Source organism: Actibacterium sp. D185-2 (assembly GCF_054954595.1).
The window spans coordinates 312,623-336,503 of the sequence record NZ_JBPWNX010000004.1 but is presented as its reverse complement, the minus strand read 5'-3'; the positions used below and the strand labels follow the sequence as shown (position 1 = coordinate 336,503).

The window sequence follows — 23,881 nt, the reverse complement described above, 5'->3', positions numbered from 1 at the left end:
GCATCGTCGCCGGGGGCGCGGATGAACGGGTTGATTGACCAGATGATCGCGGCGCAGGACGCCCATCTTCTGGAATGCCTGCTGCTTTTTGTGATCCCCTTTTTGCACGAGGATGTGGCGATCTTCACCGGCGCCATGCTGGTCGTCGAATATGGCCTGCCGGTCTGGTTGGCCCTTGGGGCGATCTTTCTGGGGATGATCGTCAGCGATTTCTGGCTTTACAGCGTGGGCAATCTTGCCAGCCGCAACGTGCGGCTGCGGCGCATGATCGGCGGTCAGCGGATCGAGCGGTTGCGGATCTGGGTCGAAAGCAATGCCGGGCCGCTGATCGTGATCGCCCGCGCGCTGCCGGGGCTCATGTTTCCGGTCTATATCGCCTGCGGGATGTTTCGGGTGCCGCTGCGCCGGTTCGGCCTTCTGACGGTTCTGACGGCCCTGCTGTATCTTCCTGTCGTCTTTTATCTGGTCCGAACCTTTGGCGGCGCGGTGCTGTCCTGGCTGGGAACCTGGTCCTGGATCGCCGCCCTTGCCGCCTTCGCGGTATTCGCCCTGGCCAGCAGCGCGCGCCCGAACTGGGAGCGTGCCATCCGTTTCGCCCGGGCCGGAAGTCAGGCAATCCGCAAGGCGGCCAAACCGGCCCGGCCCGCCGGGGCGACCCATTCGGGCATGCCATCGCTGGCCCGGCTGCGCCATACGATCAGCTTTGCTGAAAAGATGCCGACGACGATTTTCTACATTCCGCTGGCCGCGCAATGGGTCTGGCTGGGTCTGCGCAACCGGAGCCAGTCGCTGCCGACGCTCGCCAATCCGAAGATCGAGATGGGCGGCCTGTGGGGCGAGTCGAAATCGGCCTATCTGGACATGGTCGCGCCCGAGCAACGGGGCTGGCTGGCCGAGTATACGACATTGACCCGCGCACAGGGGCATGGCGATCCGGCCGACGACCTGCGCGCGGCCGAGGCGGCGATGGCGGCGGCGGGGCTGACCTTTCCCGTTGTGGTGAAGCCCGATGTCGGATGGCGCGGCTACGGTGTGCAACTGTTGCCCGACAGCGCGGCGCTGGCGCGTTATCTGGCGGCGTTTCCGGCCGGTCGGCGCTATCTGCTGCAACGCCCGCTTTTGATGGATGGCGAGGCCGGGGTGCTGTATGTCCGGCTGCCCGGCGAGGAAAGCGGCCGCATCCTGTCGCTGACCTTTCGCTATTTTCCCTATGTGGTCGGCGACGGGGTTTCGACCCTGCGCAATCTGGTGCTGGGCAGCGAACGGACCGCCTGGAAGGCCGGCGCCCATCTGGGACTGGATGCGATGCACCAGGGCGCCAGCGCCGAGGCGCTGGGCCGGGTGCCGGCGGCGGGCGAGGTGGTGCGCCTGTCCTTTATCGGTTCCAACCGGGTCGGGGGCCTTTATCGCGATGCCCATGCGGAAATCACACCCGCGCTGGAGCGCCGCTTCGACGAAATCTCGAAGGCGCTTCCTGAATTCTATTATGCCCGCTACGACATCCGCTTCGCATCGGTCGAGCGGCTGCGCGAGGGCGAAGAGTTCGGCATCATCGAGATCAACGGCGCCGGGGGCGAGTCGATCCATGTCTGGGACCCCGAGACGCCGCTGCGCGAGGTTTACCGCGATCTTTTCGAGCAGCAGCGCCTGCTGTTCGAGATCGGCGCGCGCAACCGGGCCCGCGGCTATCGCCCCAAGGGGCTGGCGCCGATGCTGATCGCGGCGTGGCGTCAGCACCGGATGATAACCGGTTACCCGCCGTCGTCATGATACGCCGGTGGCGAAGGTCCGGGACAAGGAATGGATCAGACTTTCGGCATTGCCGGGCCGCGCCCTGCCGGTTCAGCCCGAGCGTTCGATATCGCCGACGGCCAACACGGGCGATGCGTCCATGTCTTCGGCATCCAGCATCGAAGCCACCCGTTCCAGCACGGCGACGATCATCGCCTGTTCCCATTCCTCCAGCGCCTCGAATTCCCGCACATAGCGTTGCTGCAACGGATCGGGGGCCGTGGCGACGGTTTGCCGGCCGGTATCGGTGATCAGCAGATTGGTCTGCCGCCTGTCGGTCTCGGACCGCTGGCGCTGTAACAACCCCTTGGTTTCAAGCTTGTTGATCAGCGCCGTCACGGTGGCCTGCGTGACCCCCATCCGGCCCGACAGCTCTTTGGGGGTGCTGAACCCTTTTTCGGCGACGATCTGCAGCACGCGCAACTGCACGGCGGTCAGCCCGGCCTCTTTGGCAAGCTTGCGCCCGTAAAGCTCGGTCGCGCGCAGAATGCGGCGCAATGCGATCAGGCTGACATCGGTGCGATCCATCACATCTCCGGGGCAAGGGCTGGTACGACTTTGCAGAGGAATCCACAGGTTTCAACCGTTTCGCGCGTTGTTGCTGGTAATGGTTCGCTTTGTAAATCAGAGATTTCAGGAAATTGATTAGATTTATAAATTATTAATCTCATAATTTATGACATATTTTGTTCATATTGGGTCAATTCACTTCGCTTCTTGAAATAATAACCTCGCCGCCATATATTTAGCAAAGCGAAGTAAAAAGAGGCGCGTTGGTCATGCAAAACAGGTCTGAACAGGTTTCCCGCAATGCTGTTACATTGCGCCGGCCCACCGGGGGCGACGGCGCGGCGGTCTGGGCGCTTGTAAAAAGCTGCAAGCCGCTGGATGAGAATTCCATGTATTGCAACCTGCTTCAGTGCGACCACTTCGCCGATACCTGCGTCCTTGCCGAACGTGATGGCGAGGTTGTCGGCTGGATCTCGGGCTATACGCGACCGGACGATGCCGAAACGCTGTTCGTCTGGCAGGTTGCCGTGTCGCCTGCGGCGCGCGGCTGCGGGCTTGGGCGCCGGATGCTTCTGGCGCTTCTGAACCGTCCCGCCTGTGCCGGGGTGACCCGCCTGCAAACCACCATCACCACGGATAACGCGGCCTCGTGGGCGCTGTTTTCCCGGCTCGCCGACGGTATCGGCGGCGCGCTGGACAGCGCGGCGCATTTCACCCGCGAGGGTCACTTTGATGGCCATCACGCGACCGAACACATGGTCACGATCTCTTTCGCCGAACAAGCAAGGCGCGCGGCCTGATCCCGGCGCTGCCGCCCCTCCCATTCCCAAAACAAAGGTTCCACCATGTCGTCTGATACGTCAGCCGAAATCAGTATTTTCAAACGCCGTGAATCCGATGCCCGCAGTTACTGCCGCAGCTTCGACACGGTTTTCACCTGTGCCAGCGGATCGGAAATCACCGATGTGAAGGGGCGCAGCTATATCGACTTTCTGGCGGGGTGTTCCTCGCTCAATTACGGGCACAACGACCCGGATATGAAACAGGCGCTGGTGCAGCACATCGCCGGTGACGGGATCGCCCACGGGCTGGATCTGCACACCGATACCAAGGCCGGTTTCCTGGGCGCGTTCGATCAGCATATCCTTGCCCCGCGCGGAATGGATCACCGGGTGATGTTCACCGGCCCCACCGGCGCCAATGCGGTCGAGGCCGCGATGAAACTGGCGCGCAAGGTCACCGGGCGCACCAACATCATTGCCTTCACCAACGGTTTTCACGGCGTGACCCTGGGGGCGCTGGCCGCCACCGGCAACAGCTATCACCGGGGCGGTGCGGGGATGACGCTGAACGGCGTCACCCGGATGCCCTATGACGGCTATATGGGCGAAGATTGCGATACCACCAAGTTTCTGGAGGCGATGCTGAGCGATCGCTCCAGCGGCATGGACGCGCCCGCCGCGATCATCCTTGAGACCGTGCAGGGCGAAGGCGGTCTGAACGCCGCGCGTCCCGAATGGGTGCGGCGTGTGGCCGACCTGGCGCAGGCGCATGGCGCGCTGCTGATCATCGATGACATTCAGGCGGGCTGCGGGCGTACCGGCACGTTCTTTTCGTTCGAGGATATGGGCGTGACCCCCGACATCGTGACGATGGCGAAATCGATTTCGGGCTTCGGCCTGCCGATGGCGCTGATGCTGGTGCGGCCCGAGCATGACGTGTTCGGCCCGGCCGAGCATAACGGCACCTTCCGCGGCAACACCCATGCCTTTGTCACCGCCCGCGTCGCGGTCGAAAAATTCTGGGCGGATGACGCGTTCCAGAACGAACTGGCCGACAAGGCGGTGGCGCTGACCACGGGGCTGGCCGATCTGGCCGCGCTGATCCCCGGTGCGTTCCTCAAGGGGCGCGGACTGATGCAGGGGGTCGATGTGGGCTCGGGTGAATTGGCCGGTGCGATTTGCGCGCGCGCCTTCGCCAACGGGCTTGTGATCGAAACCTCGGGCCCCGAAGATCAGGTGGTCAAGGTGCTGGCACCGCTGACCACCCCCGATGCGACCTTCCGCAAGGGGTTGAACATTCTTCTCGACGCGGCCCGCGATGTGGTCGCCACACAGCAATTCGCAGCGGAGTAACCCCCATGATCGTTCGCGACTTTCACGACCTTTCCGACACCGACCGCGCCGTATCGGATGCCGGGTGGACATCCGTGCGGATGCTGCTGGCCGATGACGGCATGGGGTTCAGCTTTCACATCACCACGCTGAAGGCGGGCTCGGAACATACGTTTGAATACAAGAACCACTTTGAAAGCGTCTATTGCATGCAGGGCACCGGTACGATCACCGATCTGAAGACCGGCCAGACGCACGCGATCAAGCCCGGTGTGATGTATGCGCTGAACCTGCACGACCGCCACACCCTGCGCGCCGAGGACGAACTGGTCATGGCCTGCGTCTTCAATCCGCCCGTCACGGGTAGCGAAGTACACCGCGCCGACGGTTCCTACGCCGCGGCAGACGGATAACAGAAGGCACCCGGCCCGACCGGGTGAGATACACGTGAATTATTCCGACCATACCGTCGAAAAAATCGGCGGCACCTCTATGTCGCGGCTGAACGAGCTGCTGGACACGCTGTTCATCGGCGGCCGCAAGGATGCCGCGCTTTACAACCGGATTTTCGTGGTCTCTGCCTTTGGCGGGATCACGAACCTGTTGCTGGAGCACAAGAAAAGCGGCGAGCCGGGGGTCTATGCCCTGTTCGCCAGCGCCGAGAGCGATCACGGCTGGCTGGACGCGCTGACCCGCGTGGCCGAAGCCATGGCCACGGCGCACGGTCAGGTGCTGACCCATCCCGGCGATCTGCGCGAGGCCGACGATTTCGTGCGCGAACGCATCGAAGGCGCGCGCAGCTGTCTGATCGACCTGCAGCGCCTGTGTTCCTATGGCCATTTCCGCCTGTCGCAGCATATGCGCATCATCCGCGAGCTGCTGTCGGGGCTGGGCGAGGCGCATTCCGCCTTTACCACCACGCTGCTGCTGCGCCGCGCCGGCGCCCGGGCCCGGTTCATCGACCTGTCGGGCTGGCGCGACGAGCGCGAGCTGAGCCTTGAAGAGCGGCTGTTGGCCGGGCTGCAAGATGCCGATCCGGCCAAGGAATTGCTGGTCGTCACCGGCTATGCCCAGTGCGGCGAAGGCTTGATGCAGGAATTCGACCGTGGCTATTCCGAGGTCACGTTCAGCCGCATCGCCGCCCTGACCGGCGCGCGCGAGGCGATCATCCACAAGGAATTCCATCTGTCCTCGGCCGATCCCAACCTTGTCGGCGCCGATGCGGTGTGCAAGTTGGGCCACACCAATTACGACGTGGCCGACCAGTTGTCGAACATGGGGATGGAGGCGATCCACCCCAAGGCGGCGCGCACCCTGCGTCAGGCCGGCGTGCCCCTGCGCGTGACCAATGCGTTCGAACCCGACGATCCCGGCACCCTGATCGACGACCAGCCCGCCACCGCGCCTGCGGCCGAGATCGTGACCGGGTTGAATGTCTATGCGCTGGAGCTGTTCGAGCAGGACATGCTGGGGGTCAAAGGCTATGACGCGACGATCCTTGATCTGCTGCGCCGTCACAACGTGCGCATCGTGTCCAAAAGCTCGAACGCGAACACGATCACCCATTTCGTGGACGCGCCGCTGAAATCCATCCGCCGGGTCGAGCGTGACCTGAACGACGCCTATCCGTCGGCCGATGTGACGGTGCGGGCGCTGTCGCTGGCCTCGGTGATCGGGCGCGACCTTCAGGGGTTGCGGGTGCTCAGCCGGGGCATGGTGGCGCTGGAAAAGGCGGGGATCGAGGTGATTTCCGCGCAACAGACCACGCGCAGGGTGGATGTGCAGTTCGTCGTGCCGCGCGAAAGTCTGGATGAAACGATCCGCACCATGCACGCGCTGTATTTCCCCGTCGCGCAATCCGAATTGCACAAGCGGGCGGCCTGACGATCGGGCCGCCCTTCGGGGCACACGCATTCAGGTGGGCAGAAAGCCTTTTACCTCGTCGCTGGACACCACATGGCAATAGATCATGTTGATGGTTTCCAACTCGTTGAGATGCAGCGCCTCGGTGGCGGCGGCGCAGCAATCTTCGACCACGATCACCTCAAAGCTTTCATCCGCCAGGCTGCGCACCGTGGACGAAACGCACTGATCGGTGAAGATCCCGGCGCAGATCGTGGTGGTGATCCCCATATTCGCCAGGATCAGCCGCAGGTTGGTGCCGGTCAGCGCGCTGTCGGTGGTTTTCAGTACCGTGATCTCGTCGCCCTGCGGGGCCAGTTCGGGCACGATCTGGCTTTCCCCGGTGTCCTTGGGCATCAGCAGATAGTTGAACCCGGGCTTCTTCTGGCTGAGCGAGCGGTCGCGGCCATCATCCTTCAGACAGGCGATCCGGGCAAAGATCACCTCGATCCCGCTGGTGCGGGCCCAGGCGATCAGCCCCGCCGTGCGCGGGATCACCTGGCCGTTCATCCGGTCGTAAAACGGCTGCCAGCGCGCGGCCTCTGCCGGGTCGTCATCGGGTGCCAGATAGGTGTTCTGGATGTCGATCACCAGCAACGCGGTGCGTGCGGCGTCCAGCACGATATCGTCGGGCTCGGGGGCCGTGGCGTAATAGAAGGAACGATAGGCGGTTTTCCAGCTCATGTCAGATCTCCGCGATTGCCTCCAGGCTTTCGGGCAGGATCTGGCCGCCATCCACCACGATCTGCTGGCCGGTGATATAGGCGGCCTCGTCCGAGGCAAAGAACAGCGCGGCATTGCCGATATCCTCGACCGCGCCCAGCCGTTTCAGCGGGATCGAGGCGGCCATGGTTTTCAGATAGTCGGCCCCCAGATCCTGCAACCCTTCGGTATAGATATTGCCCGGCATCACCGCATTGATCGTGGTGTTATAGCGCGCCAGTTCCATCGCGGCGGTCTTGAGAAAACCAAGCTGGCCGGATTTCGACGCGCCGTAATGGGCCCAGCCGGGAAAGCCGGTCACCGGGCCGGTGATCGACGAGGTCAGTACCACGCGGCCCTTTCCGGCGGCCTCGAATTCCGGGATGCAGGCCTTGACGCACAGGAAGCTGCTTTTGAGGTTGGTGGCCATGACATGGTCCCAGTCCTCGGGCGCCATGTCGATCAGCTTGACCTGCGGGAAAATCCCGGCATTGGCGCACAGGATATCGACGCTGCCGAAGGCGGCTTTGGTCGCGGCGACAAGGCCCTGCACATCGCCCCAGTCGGACACGTCGCACAGGTGATAGGCGGCGGTTCCGCCCGCGGCCTCGATCTCGGCCACGGTGTCCTGCGCTGCCGCTTCGCCCCGCGCGGCGATCATGACCGGCGCGCCCTTGGCGGCGAACACCTTGGCGATGCCCTTGCCGATCCCTTTCGAGCCGCCGGTGACGATCGTGGCGCGTCCCTTGATGGAATTGAACATGGTGTCCCCCTTATTGATGTCTGGATGCGGTAAGGCTGCGGATGGCCCGCAGCAGCCAGGGCAGCGTCAGGCCAAGCGTCAGCAGAACGACCGACGCGGCAACGGACAGCATGCCCACGGTCGGCACGAGCGGCGAATAGCCCGACACCATCTTGGCATACAGCCATTCGGGCAGGGTCGAATCCGCGCCTGTGGTGAACAGCGACAGCGGAAAATTGCCCCACGACAGCAGAAAGGCGAATAGTCCCGCCGAAATCACGCCGGGCATCAGCAGCGGGATCGTGACCTCGCGCAGGATGTCCCAGGTGTTGGCGCCCATGTCGCGGGCGGCTTCCTCCAGCGCGGCATCGAAACTGTAGGCGCGGATCGCGATCACCAGCGTGGCGATCGGCACGATCCAGACCAGATGCGCCACAATGGCGGTTTTCCAGCTTGGGATGATGCCGATGGCGTTGAACCACATCAACAGGGCCAGCCCCAGCACGGTCTGGGGAAAGAAGATCGGCAGCAGGATCAGTTTTTGATACAGCTTGCGGTAGCGCCACTGATAGCGGGCAAAGGCCAGCGCGCCAAAAAAACCCATCACCATCGATAGCACGGTCACGATCCCCGCGACGCGCAGCGACACGAACAGCAACTCGCGTACCGTGTCGCTGGCCAGCGCCTCGCCGTACCAGCCGGTGGCGTAGCGCCGGATCGGAAAGCTCAGATACCGCGCCTTCGACACCGACGCAAAGCCGACCGACACCAGCGGCACATAGAGAAAGGCAAGGATCAACAGGCCGTAGATCACAAGGGCGGCGCGGGTCAGGCGATGGGGCCGCATCAGCCGCGCCTCCCGATCATGCTGTCCAGATCGGCCTTCGAGATGCCCCAGACCGCCAGCGCCCCGACAATCGCGATCAGCACCATGGCAAGGGCCGATCCCAGCGGCCAGTTCTGGCCATAGGTAAAGGCGGTCTCGACCTCGTCGGCGATGACGATCACGGTCTGCCCGCCCAGCAGCTTGCTTTCGGCAATCGCCCCGGCGGCCAGCACGAAGGTCAGCAGGCTGCCGACCATGATCCCCGGCGCGGCCAGCGGAATGTCGATTTCCCACAGGATCTGCCAGCGGCTGGCGCCCAGATCGAACGCGGCCTGCCGGGCGTCGTCGGGGACCATGGAAATCCCCTGCGCCAGCGGAAACAGCATGAAGGGCAGATAGACATAGACCAGCCCGAAAACGATCACCGGCACGTTGTAGAGCAGCCCGTCAAAGCCCGACCCGGTCCAGTGGCGCAGGTACCCCTCGATCAGGCCGCCCTTCATCAGGGTCAGGCCCCAGCCGAACAGCCGGATGTTTTCCGACACGAACAGGGTCATCACCACGCCGATGGTCAGCACCAGGCTGAAGCGGCCAAAGACCTTTGCCATGCCGAAGGCCAGCGGCCAGCAGATCACGAACAGGATCACCGTGGCGACCAGCGCCATGCCCAGCGACCAGGCGATCGATTTCCAGTACCCCTGTTTCAGGAAGGTGCCATAGGCCGAAAAATCGGGGATATGCGCCAGTGAGAACACCTTGGCGGGCATGATCGAAAACCCCGCCACCAGAAGGATCGGCGCCAGAAAGGCCAGACACAGGAACAGGCCCAGCGGCAGTGCATAAAGAAAGCCAAGCCGGCTGTTATGACGTTCCATCGCCGGCCCCCCCAATCAAGTGACAGGCGGCGGCGGCGCAGCCCAGCCGTACCGGCAGCCCCTCGCTTGCGCCCTCGGCGGCGATGCGGTTTTCGCGCAACAGCTCCAGCACCACGGGCTGGCCCGACGGCAGGGCGATCGCATATTGGATGCGCGACCCGAGGATGTATTCGGCGGTGACCGTGCCGTCCAGCATGATCTCGGCCGTTTCGTCCGGGGCCAGAACATGCAGGTTTTCGGGGCGGATCATCAGCGTGCCGTGGGCGGGCATCAGGGGCGCACCGACCTGCGGTGCGACCGTCACCCCGGCAAAGCCGCCATCTGCGGCGGGGAACAGATTGACCTCGCCCATGAAGCCCGCAACGAAGGTACTGACCGGGCGGGCATAGATTTCATCCGCCGGCGCGATCTGCTCGAACCGGCCCGCGCGCATGATCGCGATCCGGTCGGACATCACCATCGCCTCTTCCAGACTATGGGTGATGTAGACGAAGGTCTTGCCGGTCCTGCGGTGCAGGTCTTTCAGCTCTTTTTCCAGCGTCTTGCGCAGCCGGTAATCCAGTGCCGACAGGGGCTCGTCGAAAAACAGGATCTCGGGATCGAAGGCCAGCGCCCGCGCCAGGGCGACACGCTGCTTTTCACCGCCCGAGCATTGGTCGATCCGCTTGCCGTAATACTCCGCAGGCAGGCGCAGCAGCGTCAGCAGTTCCAGCGCGCGGGCCTTGCGTTCAGCCGCGGGCACCTTGCGCAGTTTCAGCGGAAACTCGATGTTCTGGCCCACCGTGCGGTGCGGAAACAGCGCCAGCGACTGAAACACCATGCAGGTCGGACGCTTGTTGGCGGGGATCTGGTCGATCCGCAGGTCGCGCAGCCAGATCGCGCCATCGGTCGGTTCATCCATGCCGACCAGCAGCCGGATCAGCGTGGTCTTTCCGCTGCCCGATGGGCCGACAATGGCAAGGAATTCACCGTCGCGCACATTCAGATCAATCGAATGCAGCGCGGTGAAATCGTCAAAGGTCTTGTTCAGCGCAGTGATGCGCAGGATCGGCGTATCGCCCATGAGGTGCCTTCGTTTTGATCGCCGGCGGCCCCGGCGCAGGAATGCGCGGGGCCGCCCCTGGATATACGTCAGGGTCAGCCGCGCTTGGCCGCGGTATAGATTTCCATCAGTTTGTCATAGTCCGCGATTACGTCATATTCGACCGACCGCGACATTTCCTCGGGCAGGCTGTCCCACTGGATCGCGTCCAGTTCGTCGCTGTCCCATTGCGCGAAAACCTCTGGATTGCCCATCTGGCTGACTGGGTTATAGGTGCCCTCGGCAAAGCCCACGGCCTTGCAGATCTCGGGCTTTTGCACGAATTCCAGGAAATCCTCGGCCAGCGGGCTGGGATCGGGATTGTTGACCAGCGAGGTCAGCTCGATCCACACGACGCCGCCCTTGCCGTCGATCGGCCCCGATTTCGGGGTGATGCCGCGGATATTGGTCAGCCCGTCCAGACGTGCAGGGCTGGCGGTATAGGTGCCGCCGGTGAAATAGGCGTCGATCTCGCCGTTGATCAGGGCGGTGTTCATCGCCACCAGATCGTCGGTCAACAGCTTGGCGCCGCCGAAGATCTGCTCGGCCACGCCGGTGAAGGTGGCGAACCCGGCCTCGTCCAATGGCTTGAACGGATTCAGGTCGCCGGTGATGCACATGTGCATGACGTTCCAGTTGTCATAGGTCAGGATGCCATAGCGATCCTTCATCGCCGGATCGAGGAACAGCTTCCAGCCCTGATCTTCGGCCAGTTCGCGGCTGATCTTGTCGGTGTTCACCACGAAAGAGAACGGGCCATACCGCTGCGGCATGCCGATCAGATCGCCATTGTCGGCGAAGGCAAGCGGGTAGGGAGCCGAAAATTCCGGCGCCATGGTTTCGAAATACGGCAAGAAGCGGTCCTTGTTCAGCGGCTTGATCAACCCTTCGGGCAGAAGCTGACCGCGCGCCCAGGGCTGGTTGAGGTTGATCAGGTCCCAGACCTTCACCTCGCCCGCGCGCAGCTTGTTGATCATGTCGGGGTCCGAGGTGCCGCTTTCGGCGCGCACGGTGGCGCCGGGGTGCAGCTTGCGGAACGGGCCCAGCACGTCGTCGGTGTTGTACCCTTCCCAGCACAGGATGTTCAGTTGATCCTCGCGCGAAGCCAGGGCGCGGCTGGCGGGCATCATCGCGGAAGCGCCGGCCAGGGCCCCGAGCCCGGCGGTGAAAGCACGGCGTGTCAGGCTCATCGTCAGTCTCCATCTCTCTGTTGGGTTATGCCGCGCGGGCGGGCCGCGCGGCGTTGTTCCGAGTGCAGTCGTTATGTTGCGCTGCAGCATTTGCCGATTTAGGATTCTCTAAAAAATTCGATGACGCAAGTAAAATGTTGCAAGTCACAGATTCAGTTTCTAGACTTGCCTCAAGATGCAGCAATGAAAGGCGCGGGGATGAGCGGTCTCTATCAGGATGGATTCGTCGAAGCGCTCAGAATCGGGGCGCAATCGGTGATGTCCCAATGGGGATTGTCCGATCGGACCGAGGTCACGCTGCTGACCCTGTCCGAGAATGCGACCTTTCTGGCCCGCGATCCCGACCGCCCGTCGCCGGTGATCCTGCGTGTGCACCGGCCCGACTATCACACGCGGGCCGAGATCGCGTCAGAACTGGCCTGGATTACCGCGCTGCGGCAGGATCAGGCCGTCGCGACCCCCGAACCGCTTGTCATGCAAAACGGCGATCTGATTGGTCAGTTCGAGGATGCCGGCCAGATCCGCCATGTCGTGGCCTTCGAATTCATGCCCGGCCGCGAACCCGACCCCGACGGCGATCTGGTGGATGGGTTCCGGTGCCTTGGCGGGATCAGCGCGCGGCTGCACGGCCATACCCGCCGCTGGCAGCCCCCTGCGGGATTTGTCCGCAAGACCTGGAATTTCGAAACCGCGCTGGGCGGTGCCCCGCTTTGGGGGGAATGGCGCGCGGCACTGGGGTTGCGGCCCGAGGGCAAGGCGATGCTGGAACGGGTCTGCGTGCATCTTGACCGGACGCTGCACGCCTATGGCACCGGCCCGGACCGGTTCGGCCTGGTTCATGCGGATCTGCGGCTGGCCAATCTGCTGGTCGAGGGTGACCGGTTGGGTGTCATCGACTTCGACGATTGCGGCTTCAGCTGGTTCGCCTATGACTTCGCCGCCGCGATCAGCTTTCTGGAAACCAGCCCGGCGATCCCGGCCCTGCAGGAGGCCTGGGTCGCGGGCTACCGCGCCGTTGCGCCGCTGGACGACGAACATGTCGCGATGCTGCCCACATTCATCATGTTCCGCCGGCTGCTGCTGACCGCCTGGATCGCCAGCCACGCGGAAACCGAAACCGCGCAATGGGCCGGGCTGGACCGGTTCACCGACGGGACGCTGGAGATTGCGGAAACCTATTTGAACGAAGTTCAGAAACAAGTGGTGTAACCGGAAATGAACAGCAAGGTTCGGCAGATCCTGGATATGAACGCTTTCGACAAAAGCTCGGTCCGGGCGGGCGAGGAGCCGGTGGCGCTGCGGCGCAGGCTCGACAATCTGGGCGCGGCCTCGGTGCTGTTCTACCGCGACCCGCTGGAGATCGCCTCGGCCGCGGGCAGTTGGATGATCAGCCGGGATGGCACGCACTATCTGGACTTCTACAACAATGTGCCGTCGGTCGGGCATTCGCATTCCGCCGTGGTGCGGGCGGTGGCCGATCAGATGGCGGTGCTGAACACCAACACGCGCTATCTGGTCGATATCGTGGACGACTATCTGGAGCGGCTGAAGGCGCGGCTGCCGCAGGGCCTGACGAATGTGGTCATGACCTGTTCGGGGTCGGAAGCGAACGATCTTGCCATGCGGGTGGCGCAGAAGGCCACCGGCGGCACCGGGTTTATCGTGACCGAAAACGCCTATCACGGGAATACCGCGCTGGTGACCCAGGTTTCGCCCTCGGCACTGAAACGGGCGGTTCTGCCCGATCACGTGGTGACGATCCCGGCCCCGTCCGCACAGGTTTTCGGCGCAGACCTGGCCGCCGGTTTCGCCGACAGCCTGCGCGCCGCGATTGCCACACTTGCGGCGCGCGGGCACAGACCGGCGGCTTTCATCTGCGATTCCATCTTTTCCAGCGATGGGATTTTCGCCGATCCGGCCGGGTTCCTGCAGCCTGCGGTCGCGGCGATCCGGGCCGCGGGCGGGCTGTTTCTGGCCGACGAGGTGCAGCCCGGATTTGCGCGGACCGGCGATTGCTTCTGGGGATTCGCGCGGCACGGGGTCACGCCCGACCTGATCACGATGGGCAAGCCGATGGGCAACGGATTTCCGATGGCGGCGATGGCCGCGCGGCCGGATTCTCTGGAAAAATTCTGCGAGGAAGTGGGCTATTTCAACACCTTCGGCGGAAATCCGGTTGCGGCGGCGGCGGGGCTGGCCGTGCTGAGCGTCATCGACGACGAGGGGTTGCAGCAGAACGCGCAAACGGTCGGCGCGCATCTGAAATCCCGGCTTTCGGCGCTGGCTGCGGCGGACCCGCGCATCGCCGATGTGCGCGGCGCGGGCCTGTTCATCGGGCTGGAACTGTGCGCGCCGGACGCGCCGGACAGCCCCGATCCGGGCTTTGCCCTGACGCTGATCGACCGCCTAAAAGAACGCCATATCCTGATCGGCGCGGCGGGTCGGTTCGGGAATACCCTGAAAATCCGCCCGCCGCTGTGCCTGAGCATGGACGAGGCCGATATCTTTGCCGATGCGCTGGGTGCGTCGCTGGCGGGTTGAACTAGGCTTTCGCCGGGCCGCCCGCCGTCAGGACCTCAACCTCGGCCTGTTTCAGGGCGCGGCCAAGCGGGCCGCCGGGCACCGCATCGCTGACCAGAATGTCGATATGGCTCCAGCGGGCATAGCGCGCGGTCGAGACCCGGTCGAATTTCGTCCTGTCGGCGACGACCATCCGCTGACCGGCCTGCCGCAGCATCGTGGCATAGACATCCGCCGCCTCGACCAGTGCGTCGCTTGGCCCGTCGGGCGCCAGCCCGCTGGCCCCGAGCACGGTCCAGTCGGCGTTGTATTCCGACAAGAAGCGGACGGTCTGGGCGCCATGCATCGCGCCTTCGCCCGAATGATAGAGGCCGGGCGCCATGATGACCTTGATCGTGGGGTTGAAGGACAGTGTTGTCGCCACGCCAAAGGAATGGGTGATCACGGTGATGTCGCGCATCTCGAACGCGATCCGGCGCGAGACATGCACCGTGGTCGCGCCCGACCCGATCATGATCACCCGTGCATCGGTCAGCCGGGGGACGGCGGCCCTGGCGATCGCGGTGCGCTCTTCCTTCAGCTCGTTCTGGCGGACCGACAGCGCGGGTTCGAGCCCCTGCCGCAACATCGCGCCGCCATAGGTGCGGCTGATCAACCCGCGCTCGGTCAGCTCGTCCAGATCCCGCCGGATCGTTTCGGTCGTTACCCCCAGTTCGCTGGCCAGCGCACCGACCCGCATCGTGGGAAGGGCCGTCAGTTGCGCGAGAATTTGGTTATGACGGCGGCTCTTCTTGTTCATCGCTCCGGGGCGTTCGGCTGTGCTGCTGCGGTTGAAGCAGAACTATAAGCCGCGCCGGGCCGCGCGTCACGCGGTTCGGTGGCGGGCGCCAATACGCCGCGCCGCCCCTTGCGTTTTGAACGGCGTTCCCATCTAGCCTTGCCGCAGACAGGCCTGAAACAGCCGCCGCGTGTTGTCGAAATCCATCGCCACCGGATTGCCGCCCACGCTGGGATCGTTCAGCGCCATTTCGGTCAGTTCGTCCAGCCGGTCGGACGGAACCCCCATATCGGTTAGCGTGTCGGGGATGCCCAGGGTCGCGCGCAGTTCCAGAACCCGCTGATAGAAACCGTCGAAACCACCCGGGATGCCAAGATAGGCGGCGGCCTGAACGATCCGGTCTTCGATGGCAGGGCGGTTGAAGGTCAGGACGGGCGGCATAACCACCGCGTTGGTCGTGCCGTGATGGGTGTTATAGACCGCGCCCACCGGATGGCTCAGCGCGTGGATCGCACCCAGACCCTTCTGAAAGGCCACGGCGCCCATGGCGGCGGCGCTCATCATATGGGCGCGGGCCTCCAGGTCGGTGCCGTCGGCATAGGCGCGGGGCAGGTAAGTGTCGACCAGCCGCATCCCTTCCAGCGCGATGCCCTGGCTCATCGGGTGATAATGCGGCGAGCAGAACGCCTCCAGGCAATGGGCGAAGGCATCCATGCCGGTCCCTGCGGTGATCGCCGCGGGCATTCCCACGGTCAGTTCCGGGTCGCAGATCACGACGCTGGGCAGCACCTTGGGATGGAAGATGATCTTTTTCACATGGGTTTCGGAATTGGTGATGACGCTGGCGCGCCCGACCTCGGATCCGGTGCCGGCGGTGGTGGGCACGGCGATGATCGGGGCGATGCCATCCGGGTCGGCGCGGGTCCACCAGTCGCCGATATCCTCGAAATCCCAGATCGGGCGGGTCTGGCCCGACATGAAGGCGATCATCTTGCCCAGATCGAGTCCCGAGCCGCCGCCGAAGGCGATCACCCCGTCATGGCCGCCCGCGCGATAGACGTCCAGCCCGGCGGCAAGGTTGATCTCGTTCGGGTTGGGGTCGACCTGCGCAAAAATCGCGCGGCCCAGCCCGGCGGCCTGCATCAGGTCAAGCGTCGCCACGGTGATCGGCAGCGGTGCCAGCCCGCGGTCGGTGACCAGAAGCGGGCGTTCGATACCGGCCTGTGCGCAGGCCTCGGCCAGTTCTTTGATCCGACCTGCGCCAAAGCGGATCGCGGTGGGGTAGGACCAGTTGCCAGTCAGTGTCATGATGTGACCTTCTTCAGGTGATAGGATTTGGGACGGGTCAGGTTGTGATAGCCGATCAGCGACAGCGCGCCGCCCTTGCCGGTCGATTTGCAGCCGGTCCAGCACAGCGCCGGGTCAAGGTAATCGGCGCGGTTCATGAACACCGTTCCGGTTTCGATTTCGCCGCCCAGCCGTTCGGCCCGTTCGGGATCGGCGGTCCACAGCGATGCGGTCAGGCCGAACGCGCTGTCATTCATCAGCGCCAGGGCTTCGGCGTCGCCCGACACCGGCATGATGCCGACCACGGGGCCAAAACTTTCGTCGCGCATCACCCGCATCGAATGGTCGACGCCGGTCAGGATCTGCGGCGTAAGGTAGGTGCCGCCGTCATCCTCGGCGAAGGGGGGGATATGGGCGGTGGCCCCGGCGGCCACGGCCTCGGCCACCTGCGCGCGGACTTCGTCCGCGAAACGGCGATGCGCCATCGGGCCCAGCGTGGTTTCGGAGCGCAGCGGATTACCAAGCCGGTAACCTTTCACCAGCGCGACCGATTTTTCGACAAAGGCACCGAACAGGGTTTCGTGAACATAGATCCGCTCGATCCCGCAACAGCACTGGCCGGAGTTGAACATCGCCGCATCCAGCAGCGTATCGACCGCCGCGTCCAGATCGGCGTCTTCCATCACATAGCCCGGATCCTTGCCGCCCAGTTCCAGCCCGACGCCGGTGAAGGTGCCCGCCGCCGCGCGTTCGATGGTCTGTCCGCCGCCGACCGAGCCGGTGAAGTTGACGAAGCCGAAGGATTTCGCGGCGATCAGGTCGGATGTCGTCTGATGGTCCAGAAACACGTTCTGGAACACGTCTTCGGGCACACCGGCCGCATGGAAGGCCTGTGCCAGGCGCTCGCCGACCAGCAGGGTCTGGGTCGCGTGTTTCAGCAGCACCGTATTGCCCGCGATCAGCGCCGGCGCGACCGAGTTGATCGCGGTCATGTAGGGATAGTTCCAGGGCGCGATGACCAACACCACACCATGCGGTTCACGCTTGATCAGCCGCCGGAACGTGGCGCTGTCCTCGATACTGATCGGGGCCAGCGCCTGTTCGGCGATCCCGGCCATATAGCTGGCGCGTTCGTTGAAGCCGCCGAACTCGCCGCCATAGCGGATGGGCCGGCCCATTTGCCGGGCCAGTTCCGGTACGATTTCGTCGTTCATTTCGCCGATGCGGGCGACCCCGGCCATGACCAGCGCGATACGCTGCTGCAACGGGCGGGCGGCCCAGTCTTTCTGTGCGGCGCGGGCGCGGGCGACGGCGTTGGCGGCCCCGTCCGGGCCCAGCACCGGACGTTCGGCATAGACCGATCCGTCGATCGGCGAGATACATTTCAGAACGTTGTTCATAGGTGTGTTCCTCAGGCGCGCTCGAACCCGCGCGCGATTTCCCAATCGGTGACTACGGCGTCGAAGGCTTGCTGTTCCCATTCGGCGGCGCGGGTGTAGTGATCGACAACAGCATCGCCGAAGGCGTCGCGCAGCATGGCCGATTGCCGCAGCTCTTCGGTGGCGTCGCGCAGGGTGGTGGGGATGTGGGTCCCGTTCCCTTCATAGGCATCGCCGGTGAAGGGCGTGCCGGGGTCGAGCTGTTCCTCGATCCCGCTGATCCCGGCGGCCAGCATCGCGGCAATCGCCAGATAGGGGTTCATGTCGGCGCCTGGCACGCGGCATTCGATCCGCACCGCGGGCGAGCCATCGCCGCACAGCCGGAACGCCGCCGTGCGGTTATCGACCGACCAGACCTTGCGCGTGGGCGCGAAGCTGCCGGTCTGGAACCGCTTGTAGCTGTTGACATAGGGCGCAAAGAACCAAGTGATGTCGCCCGCGTATTTCAGCAACCCGCCCAGATAGTGGCGCATCATCTGCGACATGCCCAGCGGGGCGTCGGGATCATAGAACAGCGGCGTGCCGTCGGTACCGCGCAGCGACTGATGCACATGGCTGGCCGAGCCCACGCGGGAGGCGTGCCATTTCGGCAAAAAGCTGACCGCGTGGCCCTTTTGCCAGCCGATTTCCTTGGCGGCGTGCTTGGCGATACTGTGGTAATCGGCGCAGTCCATCGCGCTGCCATAGCGGATGTTCAGTTCCTCCTGACCGGCCTCGGCCTCGCCCTTGGACCCCTCGACCGGGATGCCCGAGGCATAAAGCCCGTTGCGCAGGGTACGCATCACGCTTTCTTCCTTGGTGGTCTGAAGGATCTGGTAATCCTCGTTATAGCCGCTGATCGGGGTCAGATCGCGAAAACCCGCCTTGCGGATCTCGTCAAAGCTTTGCTCGAAGATGAAAAATTCCAGCTCGGTCGCGCAGACGGGCGTCAGGCCCATCGCCGCCAGCCGCGCAAGCTGCGATTTCAGCATCGCGCGGGGGGAATGGGCGATCTCGTGGTGGCCGTGATGATCCAGCACATCGCACAGCACCATCGCGGTGCCGTCCAGCCAGGCGGCGCGGCGCAGGGTGGCCATGTCGGGGCGCAGCAGGTAGTCGCCATAGCCGCGCGACCAGCTTGTGGCGGCATAGCCGTCCACCGTGTTCATTTCCAGATCGGTGGCCAGCAGATAGTTGCAGCAATGGGTTTCCTGCCAGGCGCTTTCCACGAAATGCTGCGCCAGAAAACGTTTGCCCATCAACCGGCCCTGCATGTCGACCATGCAGGCCAGAACGGTGTCGATCTCGCCCGACTCGGTCAGGTCTTTCAGCGCATCCAGCGTCAGGTTTCCGGGCATTGTGCTGCCTCTCCGGTTTTTAGCAAAGGAAGCCCCGGACCTGTGTCCGGGACTTCGGGTTTCGAAAGCGGGCCACCGGCCCGAAAGGACGATCAGCCGTAGCGGTAAGGCCGGCCGGCTTTCACCATGTCGGCGTTATACTGCTTAAAGATCTCGACCACCTTCGCCTTGGTTTCGGATTCGGCGGCGATTTCGTCCCAGAAGGTCAGCGCGGCGGCCTCGACCGTGGCCCATTCTTCGTCCGGGATGGTTGTCAGTTCCATCTTCGGGCCGTTGACCCGCAGGCTGGCCTCGCCGCCCCAATACCACCACTGGCGGTAATAATGCGACTGATCCATGCAGACCTTGAGCAGCTCTTTCAGGTGATCGGGCAGCTCGTTGTAGCGGTCCATGTTGGCAAAGAACGATCCGGCCCAAGCGCCCGAGATGTTGTTGGTCAGGAAATAGTTGGTCACATCGGCCCAGCCAACGGTGTAATCCTCGGTGATGCCCGACCAGGCGATGCCGTCCAACTCGCCGGTTTGCACGGCGACTTCGATGTCTTCCCAGGGCAGGGTGACCGGCACCACGCCGAACTGGGTCAGGAAGCGGCCGGCGGTCGGGAAGGTGAAGACGCGCTTGCCCTTCAGGTCTGCCAGGCTGTTGATCGGATCCTTGGTGGCGAAATGGCACGGATCCCACGCGCCCGCCGACAGGTGCTTGACGCCGACCTTGGAATATTCCGCATCCCAGATTTCATTCAGTCCGTACTGGTTGAACAGCACCGGCACATCCAGCGAATAGCGGCTGGCGAATGGGAAATAACCGCCAAACACCGTCACTTCGGTCGGCGAGGCCATGGAGTCGTCATCCGACTGCACCGCGTCGATCGTGCCCGACTGCATGGCGCGGAACAGCTCTCCGGTGGGGACAAGCTGATCGGCGAAGAACAGCTCGATCTGCATTTCGTCGCTGGCGATCTTGTTGAAGCTGTCGATGGCGGGCTTGATCACATGCTCGGCCAGCGCCGGGCCGGCATAGGTCTGCATCCGCCAGCGGATGGTCGATTGGGCCAGTGCGGGCGCGGCAAGACCCGCCGCCGGGATCAGCGCGGCACCCTTGATGAACTTACGTCTCGTCGTCATTTCCACTCTCCTTGTTGCTCTATGAATTGCTCCGTTATCGGAGTTCTTTAGGGGGTTATTTTCCGTAAACATAATTCGGCAGCCAAAGCGCGATCTGCGGGAACAGCATCACCACGGTCAGGGACAGGATCATCACCAGAACGAAGGGAACGATTGATCGGTAGATGTCGATCAGGCCGATTTCCGGCGGCGCCATCGCGCGCATCAGGAACAGGTTATAGCCGAAGGGCGGGGTCATATAGGCGATCTGCGTGGTGATCGTGTACAGCACACCGTACCAGATCAGATCGAACCCCAGCGCCTTGACCAGCGGCACATAAAGCGGTGCGACGATCACCAGCATGGCGGTGTCGTCCAGGAACGTGCCCATGACGATGAAGCTGAGCTGCATCAGGATCAGGATCATCCAGGGATCAAGGCCCAACTCGTCGGTGAACAGCGTGTCGATGGCGCGCACCGCGCCCAGCCCGTCGAACACCGCGCCAAAGCCAAGCGCGGCCAGGATGATCCACATGAACATGCACGAAATGCCCAGCGTGTTGCGCACCGAGTTCTCGAACACCTGCGCCGTCATCCGGCCTTTCAGAACGGCGGCCAGGAACGCGGCCAGCGCGCCCACCGCCGAACTTTCGACCAGCGAGGTCCAGCCGTTGATGAACGGCACCATCATCACCGCGAAGATGATCAGCGGCAGCAGCCCGGCGCGCAGCAGGCGCATCTTTTCGGCGCGGGTGATGCTCTCGCGCTCGCTTTCGGGCAGGACCGGGCCCAGTTCGGGTTGCAGCCAGCAGCGGATCACGACGTAAAGCACGAACATCGCCGCCATCATCAGCCCGGGAAACAGGCCCGCCAGCCACAACTGCCCGACCGGCTGACGCGCGATCATCGCATAAAGCACCAGCACCACCGAGGGCGGCACCAGAATGCCAAGCGAGGATCCGGCCTGAATGACCCCGGTCACCATGATCTTGTCATAGTTGCGCCGCAGCAGTTCGGGCAATGCGATGGTCGCGCCGATGGCCATGCCCGCCACCGACAACCCGTTCATCGCCGAAATCAGCACCATCAGCAGGATCGTCCCGATCGCCAGACCGCCGCGCAGCGGCCCCATCCAGACATGGAACATCTTGTACAGATCGTCGGCGATTTTGCTTTCCGACAGCACATAGCCCATGAAGATGAACATCGGCAGGGTCAGCAACGGATACCATTTCATCAGCTTCATCGCCGCCGAAAAGCCGATATTGGACCCGCCCGTCCCCCACAGCAACAGGGCCGCGACGACGCCGACGAACCCGATCGCGCCGAACACCCGCTGCCCGGTCAACAGCATGACCATCATGGTCGAGAACATGACGATCGCGATCATTTCATAGGACATCAGAACTTTACCCCGCGCAGCTTGGCGACATCCTTCAGAAACTCGGAAACCGCCTGCAGCAGCATCAGGAAAATGCCGAAACACATCGCGATCTTGATCGGCGCCAGATAGGGCCGCCAGGCGGTCGGGCTGCGCTCGTTATATTTCAGCGCATAGGCGGTGCTGTCGATCCCGCCATACAGCAGAACCCCAAGAAAGAAGATCAGGAAGAACACCGTAAAGGCATCGACCCAGGCCTTCGTCCGGTCGCTCCAGCCGCCATAGAACAGATCCATCCGCACGTTCGAGCCAAGCTGGATCGAATAGGCGCCGCCCAGCATGTAATAGGCCACCATCGCGAATTGCGCCATTTCCAGCGTCCAGCGCGAGGGCAGGAAAAAGGTCTTCGACACCGACGACCACAGCAAAATGCCCATCATCACAAAGATGCCGTACATGGCGATGCGCCCGACCCGGCGGTTGAAGCCATCGACAAGGCGAATGAATGTCAGCACGCCCGGATGCATCATCTGGCCCCTTCCATCACGACCCCGCAGCGCGTCAGCGCGGCGTGCAGATTGCGGTCCAGCAATGCGGCCATCGCGGCCAGCCCTTCGGGGTGGTCGATCAGATCGCTGCGCACTTCGATCATCACATTGGCCCGCCCGCGCGACTGCGCGTGCAGCTTCAGCGAATGGGTCACCCCGTCCCCGGGGCCGTAGGGTTGATTGCGCTGCACGTCCACATTGCCCCAATCTTGGGCCAGCAGTGCATCGGCAAGCCGGCGGTCGCTGTCATGCAGGATGCCGATCTGCACCGGGCGGGGCTGGCCGTTATAGACCGGGGTGAAACTGTGGACCGTGACCAGCGCCGCGGGCCGGGCCGCCAGCATCGCCCGGTCGACCGCCGCGCAAAACGGGTCGTAGACATCCGTCTGGCGGGCCTGTCGCGCCTGCGGGGTCAGATCGGCATTGCCGGGAATGTCGAATACCTCGCTGCGGGCGGGGATCGCGTCGGGGGCTTCGGGCGGGCGGTTGCAGTCATAGATCAGCCGCGACACCCGGCCCGCGACCAACGGCGCGCCAAAGGCCCCCGCCAGACGCTGCGCCAGCGCCAGCGCGCCGATATCCCAGGCGATATGGCTGGTCAAAGCGGTCCCGCGCAGCCCCAGATCGTGGTACTGTGGCGGGATGAAATGCGCGGCGTGTTCGCACAGGAAAACCACCGGGGACGGTCCTGCCAGCCCCTCTATCGCCACTGTGTCGAATGATTGCCCGTCGCGCGCCATGGCACCTCCACCCGGACAGGGTTCGATACTCGGCCCCGGCCTGTCAATAAAAAATCTGAAAAATTCTCTTCTAACAAAACGGGCCTGAAGATAAGCTTACAAACTGTGCGAACCATGCGTGGGGTGAAGAGGAGTGATGGAGACCGTTCAGGAACAGATCAAAGACCTGTTCGACACCTTGACCCGCGCCGAGCGGCAGCTGGCGAACACGATCCTGGAAAACTATCCGATGTCGGGCATGGGCTCGATCACGCGGCTGGCCGAAACCTCGGGCGTGTCCACGCCCACCGTGGCGCGGATGGTGCAAAAACTGGGGTTTTCCGGCTTTCCGGCGTTTCAGGCCGCCCTGCGGGCCGAGCTGGAGGCGCGCATCTCGAACCCGATCGAAAAGCACGATCACTGGTCCGACAGCGCCCCGCAAGAGCATATCCTGAACCGGTTCGCCGACGCGGTTTTGCACAATATCCGGCAGACGCTTGCCAATGTCGATCCGGTGCAGTTCGACCGGGCCGCGGCCCTGATCGCCGATACCGGCCGGCGCGTCTTTGTCCATGGCGGGCGTATCACGCATACGGTCTGCGACTATCTGCAACTTCATCTTCAGGTCATCCGCCCCGGCGTGATCCTGGTGCCGCCGGTATCCTCGGCCGCCTCGCACGCGCTGCTGGACATGCAGGACGGTGACGTTCTGGTGATCTATGACGTGCGCCGCTATGAAAACATGTCGCTGCTGCTGGCGCGCATGGCGCAGGAGCGCGGGGTCGAGATCATCCTGTTTACCGATCAGTGGCAATCGCCCGTCGAAAAGCACGCCATCCTGACCTTCAGTTGCCGGATCGAGGCACCCTCGGCCTGGGATTCGCTGACGGCGGTTTTGCTGCTGACCGAAACGATCATCGCGGCGGTTCAGGAAATATCCTGGTCCGATACGGCGCGGCGGATGAAAGAGCTGGAAGAGATCTTCGACCAGACCCGGATTTTCCGCAAATTCATCTGATCTGCCGGTGATCCGCCC

General features: G+C 63.6%; 23 protein-coding genes. 8 read left to right on the top strand and 15 right to left on the bottom strand.

All coding sequences use genetic code 11. From position 1 onward, the window contains the following. The first annotated feature begins 21 nt into the window (after positions 1-21). On the top strand, positions 22-1,770 hold the full coding sequence (locus tag ACSR1C_RS10250) for a VTT domain-containing protein (protein WP_460258974.1): 1,749 nt from the start codon (positions 22-24) through the stop codon (positions 1,768-1,770). 72 nt (positions 1,771-1,842) lie between these two features. On the opposite strand, the gene ACSR1C_RS10245 is transcribed toward ACSR1C_RS10250, so the two are convergent. Beyond that, positions 1,843-2,319, bottom strand: coding sequence for a MarR family winged helix-turn-helix transcriptional regulator (locus tag ACSR1C_RS10245; protein WP_460258975.1), 477 nt, complete (start codon positions 2,317-2,319; stop codon positions 1,843-1,845). Between the two features lie 251 nt (positions 2,320-2,570). Here ACSR1C_RS10245 and ectA point away from each other — a divergent pair, with 251 nt between their 5' ends. The 4 genes from ectA to ACSR1C_RS10225 are packed head-to-tail and all read left to right on the top strand — an operon-like array spanning position 2,571 to position 6,299. Then, entirely contained in the window at positions 2,571-3,101 is a 531-nt protein-coding gene (ectA, locus tag ACSR1C_RS10240; protein ID WP_460258976.1) for a diaminobutyrate acetyltransferase, read from the top strand. 45 nt (positions 3,102-3,146) lie between these two features. Further along, positions 3,147-4,436, top strand: a complete 1,290-nt coding sequence (gene ectB / locus ACSR1C_RS10235) for a diaminobutyrate--2-oxoglutarate transaminase (protein ID WP_460258977.1) — start codon at positions 3,147-3,149, stop codon at positions 4,434-4,436. Between the two features lie 5 nt (positions 4,437-4,441). Beyond that, positions 4,442-4,828, top strand: a complete 387-nt coding sequence (locus tag ACSR1C_RS10230; RefSeq protein WP_460258978.1) for an ectoine synthase — start codon at positions 4,442-4,444, stop codon at positions 4,826-4,828. Positions 4,829-4,862: 34 nt separating this feature from the next. Further along, positions 4,863-6,299, top strand: a complete 1,437-nt coding sequence (locus ACSR1C_RS10225; RefSeq protein WP_460258979.1) for an aspartate kinase — start codon at positions 4,863-4,865, stop codon at positions 6,297-6,299. Positions 6,300-6,329: 30 nt separating this feature from the next. On the opposite strand, the gene ACSR1C_RS10220 is transcribed toward ACSR1C_RS10225, so the two are convergent. The 6 genes from ACSR1C_RS10220 to ACSR1C_RS10195 all read right to left on the bottom strand — a co-directional run bounded on the left by ACSR1C_RS10220 (position 6,330) and on the right by ACSR1C_RS10195 (position 11,733). After that, a complete protein-coding gene (locus tag ACSR1C_RS10220) occupies positions 6,330-7,001 on the bottom strand; it encodes a cysteine hydrolase family protein (RefSeq protein WP_460258980.1) in 672 nt (223 codons plus the stop codon). 1 nt (position 7,002) lies between these two features. Then, complete coding sequence (fabG, locus tag ACSR1C_RS10215) at positions 7,003-7,782, bottom strand: 3-oxoacyl-ACP reductase FabG (protein WP_460258981.1); 780 nt, start codon at positions 7,780-7,782, stop codon at positions 7,003-7,005. A 10-nt stretch (positions 7,783-7,792) separates the two neighbouring features. Beyond that, complete coding sequence (locus tag ACSR1C_RS10210) at positions 7,793-8,608, bottom strand: ABC transporter permease (RefSeq protein WP_460258982.1); 816 nt, start codon at positions 8,606-8,608, stop codon at positions 7,793-7,795. Next, positions 8,608-9,462 carry an ABC transporter permease gene (locus tag ACSR1C_RS10205; RefSeq protein ID WP_460258983.1) on the bottom strand — a complete coding sequence of 285 codons (855 nt, stop codon included), beginning with the start codon at positions 9,460-9,462 and terminating at the stop codon, positions 8,608-8,610. The genes ACSR1C_RS10210 and ACSR1C_RS10205 overlap by 1 nt, the downstream gene beginning before the upstream one ends. Beyond that, positions 9,449-10,525, bottom strand: a complete 1,077-nt coding sequence (locus tag ACSR1C_RS10200) for an ABC transporter ATP-binding protein (protein WP_460258984.1) — start codon at positions 10,523-10,525, stop codon at positions 9,449-9,451. Before ACSR1C_RS10200 ends, ACSR1C_RS10205 begins: the two co-directional genes overlap by 14 nt. Positions 10,526-10,599: 74 nt before the next feature. Then, on the bottom strand, positions 10,600-11,733 hold the full coding sequence (locus ACSR1C_RS10195; protein ID WP_460258985.1) for an ABC transporter substrate-binding protein: 1,134 nt from the start codon (positions 11,731-11,733) through the stop codon (positions 10,600-10,602). 198 nt (positions 11,734-11,931) lie between these two features. Here ACSR1C_RS10195 and ACSR1C_RS10190 point away from each other — a divergent pair, with 198 nt between their 5' ends. After that, the gene (locus tag ACSR1C_RS10190) at positions 11,932-12,942 is read left to right on the top strand and encodes a phosphotransferase enzyme family protein (protein WP_460258986.1); all 1,011 of its coding nucleotides are present in this window, start codon (positions 11,932-11,934) and stop codon (positions 12,940-12,942) included. Positions 12,943-12,948: 6 nt separating this feature from the next. Then, complete coding sequence (locus tag ACSR1C_RS10185; protein WP_460258987.1) at positions 12,949-14,274, top strand: aspartate aminotransferase family protein; 1,326 nt, start codon at positions 12,949-12,951, stop codon at positions 14,272-14,274. A 1-nt stretch (position 14,275) separates the two neighbouring features. Here ACSR1C_RS10185 and ACSR1C_RS10180 read toward each other — a convergent pair whose 3' ends face one another. The 8 genes from ACSR1C_RS10180 to ACSR1C_RS10145 form a co-directional block, all read right to left on the bottom strand. Beyond that, positions 14,276-15,052, bottom strand: a complete 777-nt coding sequence (locus tag ACSR1C_RS10180) for a DeoR/GlpR family DNA-binding transcription regulator (RefSeq protein WP_460258988.1) — start codon at positions 15,050-15,052, stop codon at positions 14,276-14,278. Between the two features lie 132 nt (positions 15,053-15,184). Continuing rightward, entirely contained in the window at positions 15,185-16,339 is a 1,155-nt protein-coding gene (locus ACSR1C_RS10175; protein ID WP_460258989.1) for an iron-containing alcohol dehydrogenase, read from the bottom strand. Further along, positions 16,336-17,718, bottom strand: coding sequence for an aldehyde dehydrogenase family protein (locus ACSR1C_RS10170; RefSeq protein WP_460258990.1), 1,383 nt, complete (start codon positions 17,716-17,718; stop codon positions 16,336-16,338). Before ACSR1C_RS10170 ends, ACSR1C_RS10175 begins: the two co-directional genes overlap by 4 nt. Before the next feature lie 11 nt (positions 17,719-17,729). After that, complete coding sequence (locus ACSR1C_RS10165; RefSeq protein ID WP_460258991.1) at positions 17,730-19,094, bottom strand: glutamine synthetase family protein; 1,365 nt, start codon at positions 19,092-19,094, stop codon at positions 17,730-17,732. 92 nt (positions 19,095-19,186) lie between these two features. Then, entirely contained in the window at positions 19,187-20,218 is a 1,032-nt protein-coding gene (locus ACSR1C_RS10160; RefSeq protein WP_460258992.1) for a TRAP transporter substrate-binding protein, read from the bottom strand. 55 nt (positions 20,219-20,273) lie between these two features. After that, a complete protein-coding gene (locus tag ACSR1C_RS10155) occupies positions 20,274-21,599 on the bottom strand; it encodes a TRAP transporter large permease (protein WP_460258993.1) in 1,326 nt (441 codons plus the stop codon). Beyond that, positions 21,599-22,105, bottom strand: coding sequence for a TRAP transporter small permease subunit (locus tag ACSR1C_RS10150; RefSeq protein WP_460259286.1), 507 nt, complete (start codon positions 22,103-22,105; stop codon positions 21,599-21,601). The genes ACSR1C_RS10155 and ACSR1C_RS10150 overlap by 1 nt, the downstream gene beginning before the upstream one ends. After that, positions 22,105-22,866, bottom strand: a complete 762-nt coding sequence (locus ACSR1C_RS10145) for an N-formylglutamate amidohydrolase (protein ID WP_460258994.1) — start codon at positions 22,864-22,866, stop codon at positions 22,105-22,107. Before ACSR1C_RS10145 ends, ACSR1C_RS10150 begins: the two co-directional genes overlap by 1 nt. A 136-nt stretch (positions 22,867-23,002) precedes the next feature. On the opposite strand from ACSR1C_RS10145, the gene ACSR1C_RS10140 reads away from it, so the two are divergent. After that, on the top strand, positions 23,003-23,863 hold the full coding sequence (locus tag ACSR1C_RS10140) for a MurR/RpiR family transcriptional regulator (RefSeq protein WP_460258995.1): 861 nt from the start codon (positions 23,003-23,005) through the stop codon (positions 23,861-23,863). Positions 23,864-23,881 lie beyond the last annotated feature (18 nt).